14 protein-coding genes are annotated in these 16,136 nt (G+C 61.2%); 2 read left to right on the top strand and 12 right to left on the bottom strand.

The window, feature by feature from the left end:
* Positions 1 to 18: 18 nt before the first annotated feature.
* Both dld and atzF read left to right on the top strand, forming a co-directional pair.
* Entirely contained in the window at positions 19 to 1,737 is a 1,719-nt protein-coding gene (gene dld, locus AAF739_09260; GenBank protein ID MEM6382849.1) for a D-lactate dehydrogenase, read from the top strand.
* Between the two features lie 187 nt (positions 1,738 to 1,924).
* A complete protein-coding gene (atzF, locus tag AAF739_09255) occupies positions 1,925 to 3,694 on the top strand; it encodes an allophanate hydrolase (GenBank protein MEM6382848.1) in 1,770 nt (589 codons plus the stop codon).
* Here atzF and AAF739_09250 read toward each other — a convergent pair.
* The 12 genes from AAF739_09250 to AAF739_09195 all read right to left on the bottom strand — a co-directional run bounded on the left by AAF739_09250 (position 3,658) and on the right by AAF739_09195 (position 16,135).
* Entirely contained in the window at positions 3,658 to 4,335 is a 678-nt protein-coding gene (locus AAF739_09250; protein ID MEM6382847.1) for a GntR family transcriptional regulator, read from the bottom strand. The genes atzF and AAF739_09250 overlap by 37 nt on opposite strands.
* Positions 4,336 to 4,356: 21 nt before the next feature.
* Entirely contained in the window at positions 4,357 to 5,757 is a 1,401-nt protein-coding gene (locus tag AAF739_09245) for an AtzE family amidohydrolase (protein MEM6382846.1), read from the bottom strand.
* Complete coding sequence (locus tag AAF739_09240; protein ID MEM6382845.1) at positions 5,754 to 5,942, bottom strand: DUF4089 domain-containing protein; 189 nt, start codon at positions 5,940 to 5,942, stop codon at positions 5,754 to 5,756. Before AAF739_09240 ends, AAF739_09245 begins: the two co-directional genes overlap by 4 nt.
* Positions 5,939 to 6,637: an isochorismatase family cysteine hydrolase gene (locus AAF739_09235; GenBank protein MEM6382844.1), complete on the bottom strand. Its 699-nt coding sequence runs from the start codon at positions 6,635 to 6,637 to the stop codon at positions 5,939 to 5,941. Before AAF739_09235 ends, AAF739_09240 begins: the two co-directional genes overlap by 4 nt.
* 4 nt (positions 6,638 to 6,641) lie before the next feature.
* Complete coding sequence (locus AAF739_09230) at positions 6,642 to 8,189, bottom strand: ABC transporter ATP-binding protein (GenBank protein ID MEM6382843.1); 1,548 nt, start codon at positions 8,187 to 8,189, stop codon at positions 6,642 to 6,644.
* Entirely contained in the window at positions 8,186 to 8,899 is a 714-nt protein-coding gene (locus AAF739_09225) for an isochorismatase family cysteine hydrolase (GenBank protein ID MEM6382842.1), read from the bottom strand. The genes AAF739_09230 and AAF739_09225 overlap by 4 nt, the downstream gene beginning before the upstream one ends.
* On the bottom strand, positions 8,896 to 9,927 hold the full coding sequence (locus AAF739_09220; GenBank protein ID MEM6382841.1) for a formamidase: 1,032 nt from the start codon (positions 9,925 to 9,927) through the stop codon (positions 8,896 to 8,898). The genes AAF739_09225 and AAF739_09220 overlap by 4 nt, the downstream gene beginning before the upstream one ends.
* Positions 9,928 to 9,953: 26 nt before the next feature.
* On the bottom strand, positions 9,954 to 10,871 hold the full coding sequence (locus tag AAF739_09215) for an ABC transporter permease (protein ID MEM6382840.1): 918 nt from the start codon (positions 10,869 to 10,871) through the stop codon (positions 9,954 to 9,956).
* Entirely contained in the window at positions 10,868 to 11,980 is a 1,113-nt protein-coding gene (locus AAF739_09210; GenBank protein MEM6382839.1) for an ABC transporter permease, read from the bottom strand. The genes AAF739_09215 and AAF739_09210 overlap by 4 nt, the downstream gene beginning before the upstream one ends.
* A 100-nt stretch (positions 11,981 to 12,080) precedes the next feature.
* Entirely contained in the window at positions 12,081 to 13,193 is a 1,113-nt protein-coding gene (locus AAF739_09205) for a BMP family ABC transporter substrate-binding protein (protein ID MEM6382838.1), read from the bottom strand.
* Between the two features lie 329 nt (positions 13,194 to 13,522).
* Positions 13,523 to 14,863 carry an 8-oxoguanine deaminase gene (locus AAF739_09200; GenBank protein ID MEM6382837.1) on the bottom strand — a complete coding sequence of 447 codons (1,341 nt, stop codon included), beginning with the start codon at positions 14,861 to 14,863 and terminating at the stop codon, positions 13,523 to 13,525.
* A 120-nt stretch (positions 14,864 to 14,983) separates the two neighbouring features.
* On the bottom strand, positions 14,984 to 16,135 hold the full coding sequence (locus tag AAF739_09195; GenBank protein ID MEM6382836.1) for an iron-containing alcohol dehydrogenase: 1,152 nt from the start codon (positions 16,133 to 16,135) through the stop codon (positions 14,984 to 14,986).
* Position 16,136: the final 1 nt, after the last annotated feature.

Genomic DNA, 16,136 nt, shown 5'->3' with positions numbered 1-16,136 from the left:
CTCGGTAAACTGCCCGCCATGGCTTTAGCACTCGATACATCACCGCCCCAAATTGTCGCCGACGATCTGGTCGCTGACTTTAAGTCGATTGTCGGCGCACAGCACGTCATCACGAACCCCAAATCCATGGAGCGGTTCTGCAAAGGCTTCCGCTCTGGCGAGGGGACCGCCATCGCTGTGGTGCGGCCCGGAACGCTGCTTGAGCAGTGGAAGGTCCTCAAGGCGTGCGTCAACGCTGACATCATCGTCATCATGCAGGCCGCCAACACGGGCCTGACAGAGGGCTCGACGCCAAACGGGACCTATGACCGCGATGTCGTCATCATCAGCACAAATCGGATGGACGACATCCAGCTACTCGATGATGGCAAACAGATTATCAGCTTTCCAGGTTCGACGCTTTTCGCCCTGGAGAAGAAGCTTGCGCCGCTCGACCGACAACCTCACTCGGTCATCGGATCATCGTGCATTGGCGCTTCGATCATTGGGGGTGTGTGCAACAACTCAGGCGGGGCGCTCATCGAGCGTGGCCCATCTTACACTGAGTTGTCGATCCACGCCCGGATCGGTGAGGATGGACAGCTGCAACTGGTCAACAATCTCGGCATCGCGCTGGGCGACGATCCGGAAACCATCCTGACGCGGTTAGAGGCGGGCGACTACGACCCCCAGGACATTGATGCGACCAACCGCAAGGCATCCGACACCGAGTACGATGAGCGTGTCCGGCAGATCGATGAGCCGACGCCGGCACGGTTCAATGCAGATAAGAGGCGACTTTATGAAGCCGCAGGATGCGCTGGCAAACTTGCCGTGTTCGCCGTCCGGCTCGACACCTATCCAAAGGCTGGTCGCGAGCAGACCTTTTACATCGCCACCAATGATACCGCCCAGCTGACGGCGCTGCGTCGCCACGTCCTGGCAAACTTCAAGACGCTGCCAGTCTCAGGCGAATACATGCACGCCGACGTCTACGACATCTCCAAGCGCTACGGCAAAGATACGCTGGTGATGATCGATAAGCTTGGCACCGACAAGCTCCCCACCATCTTCGCCATCAAAGGCTGGGTAGATGCGAGGCTTAACCGTCTACCGTTGGTGCCAAAAAACCTGATCGACCGCACCATGCAGGCAATGATGAGCCTGTGGCCCAACGTGCTTCCCAAACGCATGGAGGCATTCCGCAATCGCTTCGAGCACCACCTGATCCTCAAGATGCGCGATGACGGCATCGACGAGGCAGAAGCTTATCTGAAGCAGCATTTCCAGGGCGACGCTGGCGACTGGTTCGCCTGCACGCCCCGCGAGGGCAAAATCGCAGGCCTTCACCGTTTCGCGGCGGCGGGCGCGGCGGTGCGCTATCAGGCGGTCCACGCCAGTGAGGTCGAAGATATTCTGGCGCTCGATATCGCCCTGCGGCGCGATGACCGCGATTGGTACGAGGTGCTGCCCGCCGATATCAGCGACAAGCTGGTTCACAAACTCTATTACGGGCACTTCTTCTGCCACGTACTCCACCAGGACTACATTGTGCGCAAGGGAGAAGATCCCAAAGCCATCAAGGCAGCGATGCTTGCGATTTTGGAAGAACGCGGAGCGGAATACCCCGCCGAGCACAATGTCGGGCATCTGTATGAGGCGAAGCCCGATCTCGCGAACTTCTACAAGCAATGCGATCCAACCAACAGCCTCAATCCAGGTCTGGGCAAGATGTCCAAGTGTAAGCACTACGCCTGACCGGCTGAGCTTGAGACCAGCGCCCCCTCCAATGGATCGGAAGAGCCGAAAACCGCGCAAACCCGGCCTTGTCTAAAGGCACGAGGCGGTCGATGGTACGGGGTTCGCAAACGGTGGAGCTTTTTTTGGCACGTTTGATGCGCTGCCGCTCCATACCGCCCATCTGCCCAAGCATCGCTAGGTTGCCATGATCCGATCTGAAACTGCGCGCGCCTTCGCCGACTGGCGGGCGATGTCCCCGGTCGAGGCCGTCACTGCTGCTTATGATAGGCTTGATGCCTATGGTGATCGGGCCATGTTCATCACCGTGCGAGACAGGACACAGGCTCTGGACCTCGCGGCTCAACTCGAAGCAGACGGAGCAGAGGGAAAACCCCTTTTTGGCCTGCCGTTTGCTGTCAAAGACAATATCGACGTCGCAGGGATGCCCACCACAGCGGCCTGCCCCGCCGCCAAGTTCACCCCATCAATTTCGGCCTATGCGGTCGCAAAGCTTGAAGCCGCTGGCGCGATCTGCATTGGCAAGACCAACCTCGATCAGTTTGCCACAGGGCTCGTCGGTGTTCGGTCGCCTTACGGCGTGCCTCGTAATTCCCAAAGGGCCGACCTTGTTCCCGGAGGCTCGAGTTCAGGTTCGGCCGTCGCGGTTGGCGCGGGCATTGTCGCCTTTGCGCTGGGAACCGATACCGCGGGCTCGGGTCGTGTTCCCGCTGCGATGAACGCCATCGTCGGGCTGAAACCATCGCTGGGACTTCTCTCCGCCAGCGGCATGATACCTGCCTGCCGGACGCTCGACACAATCTCGATCTTCGCCGCCAACACAGTGGATGCCGCTGAAGCGACATCGGTCGCACAGGGTTATGATGCCGCCGATTTCCTGTCCCGCGCGCTCCCTGCGGCGTCACCGGTCACACCGGTCTGGGGCACGATCACCGTTGGTGTACCGCGTGACGAAGATCGCCATTTCTTTGGCGACGATTTGGCCAAGGCCGCCTTTGAGGCCGACCTCAAAAGTCTCGAAGCCCTCGGAGCGACCATCAAACCGATTGATTTCGAGCCGTTTTATGCCGTGGCGCGGCTGCTTTACGAGGGACCGTGGGTCGCAGAGCGCTACCACGCCGTCCGCAGGCTCATCGAGAGCACTCCCGATGCTCTCCACCCGGTAACCCGAGGGATCATCTCGGGCGCGTCCTCGATTTCAGCTGTCGATACGTTTGACGCGATCTACAAATTGGCCGATCTGCGGCGCTCGATTGAGCCGATACTCGGCGAGCTTGACTGCCTGGCCGTTCCGTCGATTCCGACCGTCTACTCCGTCGAGGAGCTGGTGGCTGAGCCCGTCCAGCTCAACTCCAACCTGGGCACCTACACCAACTTTGTGAACCTGCTTGATCTGGCAGCGATTTCAGTACCAGTGGGCGACCGCGCGGACGGCCTGTCCTCTTCTCTGACGCTGATCGCACAAGCTGGACAGGACGCATTCATTGCCGGCATCGCCAGCGCGCTGGAGGGCAACACCGCAGACGGTGAAGCCCTCGGGGCCCGCCCCGGCGATGTACTGCTTGCAGTCGTGGGTGCGCACCTCACTGGCATGCCGTTGAACGAACAGCTGACCAGCCGCAACGCACGCCTCGTGGCGGAAACCACAACTGCGCCTGACTATACCCTGTACGCGCTTGACGGCACGGTCCCGCCTAAGCCCGGCCTCTGCCGGGTCGCGGAAGGACACGGCGCGAGCATCATTGTGGAAGTCTGGTCCTTGTCGGAGGCTGCTTTCGGCTCGTTCGTCAATGACGTACCGCCACCACTTGGCATCGGGACCGTTCGCCTGGCTTCGGGTCAGCATGTCAACGGATTCATTGCCGAGGGTATCGCGCTTGAAGGCGCGGTGGACATCACGGCCCATGGCGGTTGGCGTGCCTACAGGGCAGCAGTTGCGTCCAGTTCGGCTGCCTGACGTTTGATCCGCTCGAATAGGCGGTTCCAAGTCTCTTCCACGTGTCCCAAATGGGCGCGCATACCGTCCTCGGCGGCGCTCCTGTTTCCGCGCAAAATGGCATCGACCACCAGGTCGTGCTCTGCGTGGGACGCGGCCAGTCGTCCAAGGGCAGAAAACTGCGCGCGTCTGAACGCCTGGACCCGCAGGCGCGTCGATGTGGTCATCTCGGCAAGATAGGCGTTGCCGGTCCCTTCATAGATCATGGAATGGAAGGCCTCATTCTGGCCAGCGTAACGCTCCAGGTCGCCGCGCCGCACCGTTGTCTCCATGTCGCGATGAAGCTCTTCTAGATCGCGACGCTGCGCTGGGGTCATCCGAAGCGCGCTTTCGCCGGCGCACAGGATTTCCAGCCGCGACATGACAAAGAACATGCCTGCCAACGTCGCTTCATCGGGCTGCGCCACCGTTGCCTGACGGTGGGCCTTCTGCAGCACCAGACCCGACGCACTCAGACGCCTCAAGGCTTCGCGGATGGGTGTGCGCGAGACACCGAACTCAAGCGCAAGGGCGCTTTCATCGAGGGCGGTCCCGGGCAGCAGCTCACGATTGACGATCTGTTGGGCCAGGGCATTGTGAATGTTCTCGGCGTTTGTGCTCATCCCGGCAGTCCGCCTTGGCGATCAGTGCGTCGCGATCGGCGCGTGGGCGACGCCGGCGCGCTCAAGATGCTGGGCGACCGAAAGCGCAATATCCTCACGCCACGGGGGAGCGATGATCTGAACCCCAATGGGGAGCGCATGGCCGTCAAGCCAGATGGGCACACTGACGACTGGCAAACCGATAAATGAAATCGGTTGGGTGAAGATGCCGAGATTGGGCCTGACGGGCAGCTCAACGCCATCAAGCGTGAAAGTCTTTTGGCCGATCTTTGGCGCAACGCACGGAGTAGCGGGGGCGATGAGCGCGTCGACTTCCTCGAAAAGGGCGTACATCTGCGCCTGAAAGACCCGGCGAAACTTTTGCGCCTTGGTGACCCAGGCGCCGGGGATCATCGCGCCCGCCAGCAGCCGGTCCCGAACGTCGGGGTCGTAGTCAGCCGCGTGTTTCTTCAGCCGGTCGAGGTGCAGCGCGGCGCCCTCAGCCATCGTGATGGTATAGGCGGCGGCCCGGGCCTCCTGAGCCAGTGGAACATCGATGGTTGCCGACGTTTCGAGGGCATCGCAGACCTTCGCAACCGCCGCGAAGGCTTCATCATGGCCCTGGCGCGCAAAATAGCCGACGGCCTTGGCGATGCGCAGTCCGGAAATGCCGCTGGGGCGAGCCTCCAGCACCGTCTCCGGTCGATCGACACAAACCGGGTCAGAAGGATCGGCACCCATCATGGCGGACGCGCTCAACGCCAGATCCTCAACTGATCTTGCGAGCGGGCCGACATGGTCGAGACTAGCGACAAATGGGAAGGTCCCCGCTCGCGACAGGCGCCCATAGGTCGGCTTGAGACCGAACAGTCCGCACAGGCTTGCGGGCACGCGGATCGACCCGTTGGTGTCCGACCCCAGTGCCAGCGGGACCATGCCAGAGGCAACGGCGGTGCCCGATCCACCTGATGAGCCGCCGGACATGTGGGCCGGATCATGTGGGTTGCGGGAGGGTCCGTCATGGGCATTTTCACCTGTGAAATCATAGGCATACTCACCCATATTAAGCGTGCCGACGAGGATCGCACCTGCCGCTTCGAGCCTCTGGACAAGCGTCGCATCCGCGTGAGCGGGCGCGCGATCCCAATTGATCTTCGACCCCGCCAGAGTTGGCAGTCCCTTGATATCGAACAGGTTCTTGACCGCGAACGGGACGCCAACCAATGGGCCAACGGGTTGTCCCGCCGCAAGCGCGGCATCAACGACAGACGCCTGCGCCTTTGCACGCTCCGCAGTCACAGCCGTGAAGGCGTTCAACGTGCCATTCAGAGCGTCGATTCGATGAAGGCAGTCATCGACCACTTTGGCAGCTGTCGTCTTCCCGGACGTGACAGCGCCAGCGATTGCAGCGGCGTTCTGTAAAGGTAGATCGTCGCCACTCACGCGCGAAACACCGGCGCTGGCTCCGCCTCATCATCGAGTTCAACCGCAAGCATGGGCGCAGCAATGCGCTGGGCGGCCTGCAAATTCAGCTTGATGCCCGCTCGGTACGCCTCATCTAGGGGCAGGTCGAGATAGATCAGCATCTCTTCAATCAGGCGATCGAGGTCGGCTTCTGTCTCGTTCACGCTGGAACTTCCGTTTCTTCAAACGCCTTTTCAAGCGCCGACAGCGGCGCGGCCCAACCAACAATGCCGCCTTGCGCTGTGATCATCTCGATGGTGGCCCGCTTGAAGTGTTCGAAATAGCTTTCGGTCGCGTCGGTGATCAACAGGCACTCAAACCCGCGATCATTGGCTTCGCGCATAGAGGTCTGAACACAGACTTCGGTGGTGACACCGGCGAAGATGAGATGGGTTATCCCAGCCTTTTCCAGCCGTTCCATGAGCCCCGTCTTCCAGAACATCCCCTTTCCCGGCTTGTCGATCACCCACTCACCATCGATTGGCGCGAGCTCAGGAACAATCTGATTACCCGGCTCGCCGCGCACCAGAAGGCGCCCCATGGGACCTTCTTCGCCAATTCGCGTCGGCGCGTCGCCACGGGCAATCTTCGAAGGTGGGCAGTCCGAAAGGTCCGGCAGGTGCGCTTCGCGGGTATGGATGACGGTCAACCCCACTCGGCGGGCAAGGGCAATAAGTTGTCCAACCGTTGGAATGATCGCCGACAAGCGGCTGACATCGTTTCCCAGAGCATCGCCGAAGCCCCCCGGCTCGATAAAGTCGCGCTGCATGTCGATCACAACGAGGGCGGTTTTGTCGGCTGGGAAGGCCCAGCCATATGGCTCGGCCATAACGCGAAGTTGTCGCGACAAACCGGACATCGTCTCAGTGCCCTGCCATATGGGCACCGATGGTCTGGCGATCGGTCTCGCCGATAGGCGCTTCGTAGGTGATGCGTCCCTCGGACATCACGGCCACCCGGTCGGACAGTTCCAGAATCTCATCGAGGTCCTCCGAGATCAGGAGGATGGCAGCGCCCTTGTTGCGCTGATCTATGAGCTGCGCGCGGATTTCAGCGACCGAGGCGAAGTCGAGCCCGAAACAAGGGTTGGCCACAATGAGCACATTGACGTCACCAGACAGTTCCCGCGCGAGGACAGCGCGCTGCACATTGCCACCCGACAGGTTCTCGATCGGGGTCTCGGTCGATGGCGTCTTCACACGGTAGCGCCCGATCAGTTCCTGCGCCGCCTTGCGCATCACTGGCGGCCTGAGCCACCAGCCGATCCCCGCCATGGGCGGCTTGTCGAAATTGCGGAACGCGATGTTCTCGGCGACTGACATGCGCTTGACCGCCGCGTTCTTCAGCGGCTCCTCCGGCAAGCCAAACACCTTCAAATCGGCATAGTCTTTGCGGCTCGCATCGAAATTCCGCTGGCCGATGATGATCTGGCCGGTCGTCGTCTCGCGTTGGCCGGCAAGCGCTTCAAGAAGCTCGCTCTGGCCATTGCCCGAAACTCCGGCGATCCCGAGGATTTCGCCACCCCTGATTTTGAGATTGACCGTTGTGACCGCCGGCATGCCGTCATTGTCGTTCGCCGAAAGCCCTGCAATCTCCAGTACATTGTCCGAAGCAACATCCTTCGCGCGGTCGGCCATTTTGCGCATGGTGGCATCGCCGATCATCATCCGCGACATGGCCTCGACGGTTAGATCTTTCACGGCACCACCACCCGCGTAGCGCCCGCGCCGCAGCACCGACACCGAGTCGGCAAAGGCGTTCACCTCGCGAAATTTGTGCGTGATCATCAGAACGGTGATCTCACGCGCCTCCGCCATCCCGCGCAGAAGACCCAAAATCTCGTCCGCTTCGCCCGGCGTTAGGACCGACGTCGGCTCGTCGAGGATGAGAAAATGCTGGTCAAGATAGAGCTGCTTGAGGATTTCGAGCTTCTGCTTTTCGCCCGCTGACAGGTCCGCGACCATCGTGTCGAGCGGCACCCGGAAGGGCATGCGCTCCATGAAGGCTTCCAGCCCCTGCTTCTCGCTCGCCCAGTTGATGATGCCGGGTGTATCGGCCCGCGAAATGACCATGTTCTCTGCAGCCGTCAGGCAGGGCACCAGTGTAAAGTGCTGGTAGACCATGCCAATCCCGTGGGCCTGCGCGTCGGCAGGCGCGCGAATGGTCGCTTCGTGATTGTCGACGATAAGCTGGCCGGACGTGGGCTGGTAAAAACCCATGATGCACTTAACGAGGGTTGATTTTCCGGCACCGTTCTCACCCAGAAGCGCATGAAACTCGCCGGGCTGCACTTTGATGGAAACGTCATCAAGCGCCACCAGGCTGCCGAACTGCTTGCGCATGGCAACGGTTTCGATCCCGAAAGCAGCACCCTTCGCACGCGGGCCCAGCCGATCCTCCGCAAGGCTCATGCAGCGCGCTCCAGGGGCTGAATGACCGCGGACGACGGGGCCACGGCGCCGAACACGCCGCCTTGCATCTTCACCATATCGATGGCCGCCAGATGGTTGGCGTATTTTGTGGCGCCGCAAGCGTCTTCGACCAACAAACATTCGAACCCACGATCGTTGGCTTCGCGCATCGTGGTGTGCACGCACACATCTGTGGTTATGCCCGTCAGGATCAAATTCCGAATGCCCTGTTGCCGCAGCAGCATTTCCAAGTCCGTGGCATAGAATGACCCTTTGCCGGGTTTATCGATGATGATCTCGCCCTCTAACGGCGCCAGTTCATCAATGATTTCCCAGCCTGCTTCGCCGCGCACCAAGATCTTCCCGCAAGGACCGGGGTCGCCGATCCCCGCTCCGATGCGCTGCGAGCGCCAGCGCTTGTTGGCCGGAAGATCAGAAAGATCCGGCCGATGTCCTTCACGGGTATGGATCACCGGGATGCGCTTCTTGCGGGCCACCGCGAGCAGGGTCTTGATCGGCTCAATCGGCGCACGGGTCAACTCGAGATCGTAGCCCATCGAGTCCACATAACCGCCCTTGCCGCAGAAATCGGTCTGCATATCGATCACGACGAGAGCCGTATTCTTGGTCGTCAGCTCGCCATCATAGGGCCAGGGATAGGGGTCGGCGTTCACCGCGCGGGTCACATCGGTGAGGATGGGCGAACTCATTCGGCTGCCTCCAGGGAACCGTCCGGCATAGCCTTTTCACCATACTTGCGCGTGGGTTTCTCGAACCCGCACGAGGTGCCATCTTTGTGTACCACCTCGTCTTCCCATGGCAGCCTGTACTGACCGGCAACCATGTCGTGCATGAAGGTGTAGGGACAGTCCTGCGCGCCGCCGTCGACCGCCGTGTAGCCGCGATGGCCAAGCTGGTAGACATTGTTCTCGACCGACCAGTGGATCCGCGCTTCGCGCACCAGATCGGGGCGCACCTCGGCGGTGATGATCTCATCGGCCCTGCCATTGGTGCCATGCGCGAGAACGGTACCGTCGAAATTGACGATCATCCCCTCGCCCATCGAATCGAAGGTGCCGTCTGAACCGCACATGCAGACGTTCGCCGTCACCATGAGATTGTGGAAGGCGTTCGCCTGATTGGTGAAGCGCCAACTGTCGCGGATCGGCGCGGTGTAGCCGGCTGTGCGCAGCATGATCTCCGCGCCCTTGTAGGCGCACTCGCGCGCCATCTCGGGGAACATGCCGTCATGGCAGATGATGAGCGAAAGCTTACAGCCCTTCGGACCCTCGATCACCGGGATACCCATGTCGCCGGGCTCCCACGGTTCGACCGGAACCCACGGGTGGAGCTTGCGGTAATAGAGCTTCACCTCGCCCTGATCGTCGATGATGATGCCGGTGTTGAAAGGGTTGCCGTGCGGGTTGTACTCCATGATGGAGAAGCAGCCCCAAATGGCATTGTCGATGCAGGCTTGCTTGAAAGCAGCGACCTCTGGCCCATCCATCGAAACCATGATCTCGGGGTTGGTGTCCATCGACAGGCCGTGCAGCGCGTATTCGGGAAAGACGACAAGATCCATCGTTGCCATGTTGCGGCGGGCTTTGCCGACCATCTCGACGATCTTTTGCGTCTGTTCTGCGACGTCGGCGGGGGTTTCAACCACCGGCAATTGCAATTGCACCATGCCGATGACGACGCCGTTGGGCGTTTTGTTCAGGCCACCAAGAGCACTCATGGGACGGGTCTCCTGCTTGTTGGGGGTTACTTGGCAATAGACAGCTCGCCGGGCGCTTCGCGCGCCGACTTGCCGCCTGTTGTGGCGATCATGATGAAAAGTGTCAGGATGTAAGGGGCGGCATTGAAGAAATAGTAGCCCTGCGAGATGCCGACCGACTGCAACGCCGGTCCAATGGCGCCGGCAGCGCCAAACAGAAGCGCGGCGAGAATGCAGCGCAGCGGGTTCCAGCGGGCGAAAATGACGAGGGCGACGGCCATCAGCCCCTGCCCCGAGGACAGACCTTCGTTCCATGAACCGGGATAAGATAGCGACAGGAACGCGCCGCCGACCCCGGCGAGGAAGCCGCCTGCCGCCGTCGCCAGAATACGCACGCGGATCGGATTGATGCCCATGGCCCGCGCAGACGGTTCGCTGTCGCCGGTCATGCGCAACACGAGCCCGACACGCGTGTTGGCGAAGGCCCACCACAGGAAGACCGCGAGCGCGATGCCGATCAGGAAAAGCGGGTTGATCTGCAAGGCTTGTTCCAACGCGGAGTTCGACGCCCATCCGCCCATCGGGATGTTCTCAAGGCGTGGCGCGGACGGCTGGATGTAGGGTTTGCCGAAGAAAAACGCCAAGCCGATCCCGAAGCTCATCATGGCGATGCCAACAGCGATGTCATTGACCCGTTTGAGCGAACAGATCGTGCCGTGCATCAGGCCAAGAAAGACGCCGGAGAAGCCTGCCGCGAGGACGCCCAGCCATGGCGAACCGGTGTGGAAGGAAATGGCGTAGGCGACCATCGCGCCAAGCACTAGGTTGCCCTCAAGGCCCAGATTGATGCGGCCCGACTTCTCGGTGATCGTCTCGCCAAGCGCCACAAACATAAAGGGCGTCGACACACGGATCGCGCCACCCAGCATGGCGATCAGAATGGTGGTCAGCTCGTCGCCGCTCATGTCCGATCTCCTGTCGCTTTGGCACGGAAGATCGCGAATCGGTCGTAAAGCGTGTCGCTGGCGAGCAGCACCACAAAGATGATACCCTGCAGGACAAGGGCCGTTGCGTCGGGCATGTCCATGCGCCGCTGGATCAGCCCACCGGAAGCTTCAATCGCGCCGAAAAGAATGGCGACGGGGATCACCATGATCGGATTCTGGCGCGCAAGGAACGCCACCAGAATGCCGGTGAAGCCATAGCCCGCGACGAGCGAGGCGTTCGCCTGCCCATGGATGGCGGCGACTTCATAATAGCCCGCAAGCCCGGCGCATGCGCCCGCGATCAGCGAACACATCACGATCAGCTTGCCCACCGGCAGGCCTTGAGCGAGCGCAGCACGCGGGTTGCCGCCGGTGATGCGTGCCGCGAAACCGAACGTCGTGCGCGACATCAGAATTTGCAGACCGATCGCCAGGACGATCCCCGCGATCAGGCCCCAATGGACCGAGGTGCCGGGAATATCGCCGACCATGTAATCCTGCCCGATTGGCAAGGTGGACGGTTTGTTCTGCGAACCGGGGTCGCGCAAGGCGCCCTCGACGAAGAAGTTCATGATCGCGATTGCGATGTAGGTCAGAAGCAGCGTCGAGATGGTCTCGTTGACCCCGCGCGCGTGGCGCAGATACCCGGCGATCGCGTTCCAGGCGCCGCCCGCCGCCATCGCAACCAACACCATCGCGAGCATGGTGAGAACAGGCGGCGCTTCAGCCGTCACCAGCGGAATGGCGAGCGCCGCCGCCGCGAAAGCACCGATCACAAGCGCGCCCTCCGCGCCGATCATCACCAGTCCGATACGGGCGGGGATGGCGAAAGCGAGGCCGGTCAGGATGAGCGGCGCCGCGCGCTGCAAGGTATTCTGGATGGAAAAGGCCGTCCCGAAGCCGCCCTTCCAGACGAGCGAGAAATACTCAGCCGGGCTTTTGCCGAGCACCAAGAGAAACAGGGAGAAGATCAGACCCGATGCAACCAGAGCGCCTGCGGGGATGAGCCAGGCCTGTGCGACCGAGCGCACGCGCTCACCCACAAAGGGTGCGGAGGCGGGCGCGGAAACGGTGTCGGCATCAGCCATGGGCAGGGGCGCTCACTGGGAACGAATGAAGAGGTGGATACCGCCGACCCGAAACGCGGGTCGGCGGACAATGACGTGTCAGCGCATCGCGCAGCTGTACCTAAGTCGTTGAACCAATGACGCCTTCGAGGAGGAAGCCCATACCGTCGAGCTCAGGATCGTAATTGTCCTTGGTTCCATCGATGACAAGATTGCCCTCATTATCGTTGAGCGGCCCAACATAGATCGGCTCTTCGGCTATCAGCGCCGCGATAGCGGCATCTGCCGCCGCGATCGCCTCCGGCGTTGCGCCAGCGCCATAGGCGGTGTTGCGCAGCATGTCGTTGTGGTAGCCGCCAACGACGACATTCGGCAGCGTTTCGCCATTGCCGAGCATGTTGGCGAACATGGAGTAGATGGTCTCCCACTTGTACTCCGCACCGGTGATGAAGCCGTTCGGCGCAAGCGCCGCTTGCGAGGCGTTGTGGCCGCAGCTTTTGACGCCGCGCGCTTCGGCGGTCTCGATGACAACCTTCGGGCCGTCCACATGACAGGTCAGCACGTCGCAGCCCGCATCGATCAGGGCGTTGGAGGCTTCCGCTTCGCGCACCGGCAGTGACCATTCACCGGTGAAGATCACCTGCACCTGCGCCTCCGGGTTGACCGACCGCGCACCCAACAGCACGGAATTGATGTTGGACAAGACGGTGGGGATGGGCTTGGCGGCGACAAAGCCGATGCGGTTCGAGGTGGTCGACAGGCCCGCAGCGACGCCATTCACATAGTGAGCCTGGTTGAGGTAGCAGAAATAGCTGCCCAGATTCTCGGGGTGCTCATCGGCGTTCCAAAGCGGTGCGGCATGACGGAACTGAACATCGGGGTACTTGGTCGCGAGGTCGACCATGAAAGGATTGAAGTAGCCGAACGAGGTCCCCAGGATAAGGTTGGCGCCATCGAGGTTGATCATCGACTCCATCGACTGCGCGACGGCGTCTGTCTCCGGAACATTCTCTTCCTCGATCACTGTAACGCTATCGACGCCCTTGAGAATTTCCATCGCGACCGCGTGGGCCTGGTTCCAGCCGAAATCATCGCGCGGGCCAACATAGACGGCACCGAGCGTGATGTCGGCGGCCTGAGCCGACCCAATAAAAGGTGTAGGCAGCGCGGCCGCAGCAAGGCCGGCTGCACCCGATTTGAGCAGCGTACGGCGGGAAAGGGACTTAAGGGACATCTTCGAACTCCTTGTGCCGAAGCACGTTTCAGGGGGGCAGGACCAGAGGTTGCGTGAGCGAGGCCGCACAATCAGCCAATTGGCCAAGGCCGATTGGCTGCCAAAGAGATTCGCAAGATGTGTGCCAGAGGCTTAACGGCTGTTAAGACTTGCCGGGCTTGCGTTTTTGCGTCTTAGCGCCGGTCAAAGGAACGCTTTGCGCTCCGCAAACCACCATAATGCCTATTATTTAAGCAATTTGAGCCGCGTTGTATACAATTAAGCTGGCGTCCTTTTGCAATCGCGTGACGCAGCGTTCCTGCCAGCCATCGGCCGTTGAGATCGTCCGCTCAGCTTGGCGAAAAAGCCTGGGCCGCCGCTGAATGCTCGCGGATCAACGCCGCCTCATCAAAGCCTGGGATGGCACCATCGATCACCCGCCATTGCCCTGCCACCATCACCCGGTCCGCCCGGTTGGCGCCGCAATGGACCAGCGCGGCGATGGGATCATGGCTACCGGAAAAACGCAGCTCGTCGAGCATAAACATGGCGAGATCGGCCTGCTTTCCTTCAGCGATTTCGCCGATATCGTCGCGGCACAAGCACCGCGCGGAACCTTTGGTCGCCCAGCGCAGAACGTCGCGGTGGGTCACGGTGTCAGCCCGGTCATAGCCAAGCCGGTTGACCATCAAGGCGTGGCGGACCTCTTCCATGAGATTGGACGAATCGTTGGACGCGGAGCCATCGACACCAAGGCCTACAGGGCTGCCCGCTGCTTCCAGTTCTAGCGTCTTGCAGAAGCCCGATGCGAGCACCGCATTCGAAGTTGGGCAGTGGCAGACGCCAACGCCGTGATGGCCAAGCTTCTTGCAGTCATCATCGGTGAAATGGATGCCGTGCGCCAGCCAAACACGCGGCTGCAGCCAGTTGCATTCCTCCAGCCAATCGATGGGGCGATAGCCGAAAACCTCTTTGCAGTACTCTTCCTCGTCCGTCGTCTCGGCGAGGTGGGTGTGCAGCGCGCAATCATGTTTTTCGCCCAGAACCACGCTTTCCTGCATGATCTCACGGGAGACATTGAACGGTGCGCAAGGGGCCAATGCGATCTGGATCATCGCGCCGTCCGAGGCGTCATGATACTGGTTGAGCACACGCTCGCTGTCGGCAAGGATCGTATCAGCATCCTGAACGATGTGATCGGGCGAAACGCCCCCATCCTTCACACTGATCGACAACGATCCACGCGTCACAGTCGCACGAATGCCAAGCTCCTGCGCTTCCTGCACTTCGATATCAACTGCATCCTCCATTCCGGGGAAGACCATGTAATTGTGGTCCATCGCCGTCGTGCAGCCCGAAAGCAGAAGCTCCCGGTAGGCAAGCTTCGCCGCGAGGCGGAACATGTCGCGGTTCAAGTTTCCCCAGATGGGGTAGAGCGCCTGAAGCCAGGGGAACAGCTCCTTGTCACGCGCCGCAGGATGCGCGCGGCTTAGGGTCTGAAAGAAATGGTGGTGGGTATTGATCAGTCCGGGAATGATCGCGTGGCGCGAGGCATCGAACACCTCATCGACAGGTTCCGCCGGCTCCTTGCCTGTGGGCACAAGTTCCACGATCCGGCTATCCTCGATCACGAGGCCCCCGCCAGCATCATCGGCAAGGACGGCCAGGGGGTTTTTGATCCACAGTCGCATTGATGGTCACTTTCTTCGCTGGTGCATTCGAACCGTCATTGGCGGGCCAAAGGCTGAGGCTCTTCGTACAACGGCATTGCAAGTCGCGGACCAGATTGATCACGCCTGAGATGAGGGCTGTTAGTCCGCGAAGCAGCTCTCCAGCAGCGCGCGCGTGTTTTGTCGGTCCATGGCGACCGGGTTGCCGCCGCAGCTGGGGTCACGCAGGGCCGCATCGGTCAAGGCGTCAATATCCGGATCGCTGATCCCGAGCGCGGCGAGGTTTGTCGGGATCCCGAGCTCCGAAAGAAGCGATGCTATGTACGCGTCGAAGCCATCAAACCCGCCCTTGATACCGAGGTAAGCCGCCGCGCGCACGATCCGCTCCTCGATTGCCGGACGGTTGAACGCGAGAACCGCGCGCATGACCACCGCGTTGGTTGTGCCATGGTGGGTGTGGTGCACCGCGCCGATGGGATGCGACAGGGCATGGATCGCGCCAAGGCCCTTCTGGAAGGCCGTCGCGCCCATCGCTGCCGCGCTCATCATGTGCGCCCGCGCCTCGAGATCGTACGGCTGCGCATAGGCGGTTCGCAGATTGCCTAACACAAGCCGCATCCCCTCGAGCGCAATCCCCTGGGACATCGGATGGTAATGCGGGGAACAGTAGGCTTCGAGGCAGTGGGCAAACGCGTCCATACCCGTTCCCGCCGTGATGGCAGGCGGCATGCCAATAGTCAGCTCCGGATCGCAGATCACGACGCTCGGCAGCATCCTGGGGTGGAAAATGATCTTCTTTTCCTGGTTTTCGGTGTTGGTGATCACAGATGCCCGGCCGACCTCAGACCCGGTGCCCGCCGTGGTTGGCACCGCAAGGATGGGCGCAATCATCTCGGCGTTGGCGCGCGTCCACCAGTCACCAATGTCTTCGAAATCCCAGATCGGTCGGGTCTGGCCGGCCATGAACGCGACCGCTTTGCCAAGATCAAGCGCCGAGCCGCCGCCGAACGCAACAACCCCATCATGCTCTCCCGCGCGATACGCATCGACGCCTGCGACAGCATTCTCACCGGTCGGGTTGGGATCGACATCGGCAAAAAGCACAGTATTGAGCCCGGCGTCACCCAGCAGTGCTTGCGCACGCATCGTGATCGGCAGGTCGGCAAGACCGCGGTCGGTGACAAGCAAGGGCCGCTGGATGCCAAGCTCGCGGCAAGCTTGCCCCAGCTCCTCGATCCGCCCTGCCCCAAAACGAATGGCGGTTGGATAGGACCAATTTGCAATGAGGTTCATG

This window comes from Pseudomonadota bacterium (assembly GCA_039024915.1).
GTDB lineage: Bacteria > Pseudomonadota > Alphaproteobacteria > Rhizobiales > MH13 > MH13.
Note: the sequence above shows the minus strand (reverse complement) of the source record. Positions and strands in the feature narration are given on the sequence as shown.